The 4385-nt window shown below is 45.5% G+C and carries 1 protein-coding gene; it reads right to left on the bottom strand.

Going from position 1 to position 4385, the window contains the following annotated elements; translation table 11 throughout:
- Positions 1–169: 169 nt before the first annotated feature.
- Positions 170–3913, bottom strand: coding sequence for an EAL domain-containing protein (locus tag AC2VE5_RS24300; RefSeq protein ID WP_486890196.1), 3744 nt, complete (start codon positions 3911–3913; stop codon positions 170–172).
- Between the last annotated feature and the right edge of the window lie 472 nt (positions 3914–4385).

The raw sequence follows: 4385 nt of genomic DNA, 5'->3' as shown, positions 1-4385 counted from the left end.
TCAAGTTGTCATCAGTAGAGGATTTAAAGTGCGAACTTAGCCTAATAAAGGTTACTCTACTAAAGCCTGGAATCCCCCCATAAACTGGGTTTCTCCAGAACGAATCGCACTTACACTTATCTCGGCTCGACCCCTAGTATATTACCGAATAATCAACATTACACCCCGATCAGTGATAGAGGTGCTTCTTCTTCTGCCGTCCGCTGCCACTCTTGATCAAAATATTCTTACTACGTTGCAGATCTGCTAACTGGGCTAACCGATCTAAAGTAGTTACTTGCTGCAACTGCTGATATTCTGATTGCTGAATGGCGATCGCCGCATGGGTAGCCAATTGATTAAGTAAGCTGATCTCAAGCGGTTGCCAGTACCGCGCTCCACTACACTGATGGACAATCAGTAGTCCCCACAGTTCTTGCTTCTGAAGAATGGGAACGACCAATTTTGACTTCACCGCAAACTGTTGCAGAAATTCCACCATACAAGGTGACACCTCACTATTCTCCACATCGGAAATAACCCGCACCTGTCCTTGGCAAAACAACTGTCGGCAATTTTGGGGAAAAACTTCTTCCGGGAATATCCGTCCCAGAACGGCTGGGTAACTAGAACTTACTGATTCTTCAACCCCGCTTCCAGTACCATCTGGCCAAAGGCGATAGATTAAGACACGGTCGGACTGAAGAAGTTGCCGCACTTCTGTGACAATAATTTTAAGAATTTCCTCCAAGTTTACAGACTGGCTAATCCGCTGCGTAATCTCTACCACCAATTGTTCTCCCTCAATTTGCTGCCGCAGTAACTTCTCGGTCTGCTTGTACTGGATGCACTGGGCAATCCTATCGGCTATAGGTGTTAACTGAGCAAGAACACTTTTTTCAAGAGGTTTGCGGGCAAATATTGTCATTACCCCCACTGTCGATCTTCCTACAATTAGCGGGTAGCTTGACATAGCAACGACCCCTTCTTTAGCCCATTCCTGATCAATGTTGCCAGAGTCATCCAGAACTTCATGAGTCGGGAGTTGCGGACAACTTTGGGCAATTTGACCAATCTGAGACTTGCCTACAGGAATACGGTGATAGAGAGCGTCAAGATGAGTGGGCATTCCAGAACTAGCTTTTAACTCTAGAACGTTTTCCACTTCGTTGAGCATCCAGATCCGGGCGTTTACGATATCAAAGTCTTGGACAAGATTTTCAGTGCATTGCTGAAGAAGCACGGGTAGTTTGTCATTCTTGCCTAAAACAATACTGATATTTGCAGCTAATCGTGTCAAAGGCACTTGCTTGATGATGAATTGTGTGGCGACTTCAGCACTTAAGGGTTGGCTAAAGAGATAGCCCTGCATAAAATCACATTTAGCTGAGCGCAAAAATGCCAATTGCTCTAATGTTTCTACTCCCTCAGCAATTACCTTTAAATTCAGCCCGTGTCCCAGAGTAACAACTGATGTGATAATTGCCGCGTTACTTGGATTTGTTGTTAAGTTACGAATAAAAGATTGATCAATTTTTAAGGTGTGCAATGGGAAGCACATTAGAGAACTGAGTGAAGAATAGCCAGTACCAAAATCGTCCATGGAGATGTGGATTCCCATGACCTGTAGTTCCCGCAGGACTGAAACGGTAAAGTCTACATCCTGCATGACAAGACTCTCGGTGATTTCTAGTTCCAGGTACTCAGGTTCAAGCCCTGTTTCTTTCAAAACTTGAGTAATGGTCTTGATTAAATTTTGTTGTTGGAACTGACGAGCTGAAAGATTGACAGCGATGCGTAGCGGTGGCAATCCAGCCAACTGCCAGGCTCGATTTTGGACACAAGCACTTCGCAGAACCCATTCCCCAATGGGGACAATCAAGCCAGTATCCTCTGCTAGAGGAATAAATTGATTAGGCGGGATCAATCCTAAATCGGGATGCTGCCAACGGACTAGAGCCTCCATACCCACAATTTGACCAGTGTCTAAGTCCACTTGCGGTTGGTAGTGCAACAAAAGTTCTTCCCGCTCAAGCGCTTTATGGAGATTATTTTCTAACACCAGTTGCTCAAGCGCTTCGGGATTCATGGTCGGTGTATAAAACTGGTAATTGTTTTTGCCCTGTTGCTTGGCACCATACATGGCAGTGTCAGCATGCTTCAGCAAAGTTTCCGCATCTTCTCCGTCATCAGGACTTAGAGCAATCCCAATACTGGTTGTGATATAGAGTTCCTGCTCCGCAAAACAAAAAGGAACACCAAAGGCATCTAGAATCCTCTGAGCCACCTTGGCGGCATCTTCGGCACAGCTAATTTGAGGTAGCAGCAGGGTAAACTCATCGCCCCCCCAGCGAGCCAAGGTGTCTATTTCCCGCAGGCAGCCTGTCAACCGTGATGCTGCCTCTCGCAACAACTGATCTCCAATAGCATGACCTAGCGTATCGTTGATCTTCTTAAACCGATCCAGGTCTAGAAACACTACAGCCAACATTTCTCCGCGTCGATAGGCATTGGCTAAAGCTAGGAATATGCGATCGTTAAATAGTATGCGGTTGGGCAACCCCGTTAGCAGGTCGTGAGAAGCTTGATGTCGAATCATTTCTTCCACACGCCTTTGCATCACAGCCATATGGAGGTGAGTACCCAAGGATTGAGCCAGCTTAATTTCCTGCGGAGTCCATGTTTGAGCTTGTCCTTTTTTGATTTCCCGCCAGGCTGCAAAAGATGTCCGAGGGTACAGGTTGCGGTTATCATTATCCCAACGGCCTGCCCACAAGGTTTCAGTGTCAATTTCATTCCGAAAGATGCTCAGGTAGCCTATGTCCTGTTGACGATACTGTAGCGGCACAATCAGAATTGACCGAATTAGGGGTGACTGGAAACTAGGGACTAAAGGAACAAGAGTTGGCTCTTGATAGAGATCGTTAATGGTGTATGGATGCCGCACACTGTTTTTGTCAGAGGCACTCTCATTGTTATTAGTTATAGCTCGAAGTGGCTTTCTTGCCTCAGGCTGCCCAGGGTACTGTTGTTCATGACCGTCACTGCATTCTGGAAAGCCGTCCTGGAAGGAACTAATCACTTGTTGCCAGATGGGACTTTCTTCAATCTGGGCCAGAGTTGGCTGCTCTCCACAGATATACATTTGGGTAGGCTGACCAATTGCATTCGCTTTGAGATATAGCCTGCCCCCAGAACCATTTAGGGCTTTAATGGTTTCCTCAAGCACGGTCTGCTGAATTTCCGCGACGTTGAGCGGAGAATGGAGTAAACTGCTAATTTGATTGATTGTGGCTTCATAGCGAGCTTGTTGTCGAGCTTGCAAGAGCAGATTTGATTGGGCGATTGCAATCGACACTTGATCTACTAGCATCTGCACAATTTTCAACTCTTGTTCTGAAATGAGGTGTGATTCAGCATGATGACAAGCCAACAACCCCCAGAGCTGATTTTGCTCTACAATCGGAATTGTCAAAGAAGAACTTACACCCATGTTAGAGAGATATTCGAGATGGCAGGGATCCGCTTTGTAATAGCGAATATCTTCTGTCCCTAGGCTTTCTCCTGTCTCTGGACAGTCTAACTGGTTGATTGTCTTGCGCTGAGAGCCAACATCCATGATTACCCGTTGACGGGCTTTGACAAACATCTCGCGGGCATGGGCAGGAATGTCGCCCGCCGGAAAATGGAGTCCTAACAGAGAAGGTAAATTATTTCCATCAATAGACTCGGCAATGACCTCTCCACTGGCATCGGAATCAAACCGATAAATTTTGACTCTATCTATACCTAAAAATGAACGGATTTCTAGTACCGCCGTCGTCAAAAGCTCTTGTAGCTCCAAAGATTGTCGAATTCGGTTGACTATGGGATTGAGCAAGCTTTCTTGAGCTAAGGCTTGCTGCAAAATCTGTGTAGCATTTTTAGGAGCCATTTCGTTAAGTGGTTTTCATGAATTAATTATGAATATCCTTAATCCCAGGATGGCTTATCCTCCTAAAAAAACCAATGGTGCAATTACTTATTACCTATAAAAGTTTAGTGAAGATTCAGGGTGAAGCGGCACGTCGGCTCTTGAACCCTTGCTTCCACCGATGGCATTATGACCTGTGCTTGCAGAAATTTAACACTTACAACTTTCAGCCAAATGCTATGGACTGGATATGACTGTGACTTGGTGCAAAACGTAGGTCTGTGCCTTTTGTTCCTTCCTCAAACTTGGTGCAAAACGTAGGTCTGTGCCTTTTGTTCCTTCCTCAAACTTGGTGCAAGATGTCAGTTAAACGTAAATCACTGCCTGCCATAGCTAAAGCTGTTGGATTAGATAATCATCAAAACTTGCATCACTTTCTCACCCAATCTCCTTGGACAGTCCAACAGTTGCGTCAAAAACGCCTGGAGTTAAT

Source organism: Aliterella sp. E5.1, assembly GCF_057473825.1.
Note: the sequence above shows the minus strand (reverse complement) of the source record. Positions and strands in the feature narration are given on the sequence as shown.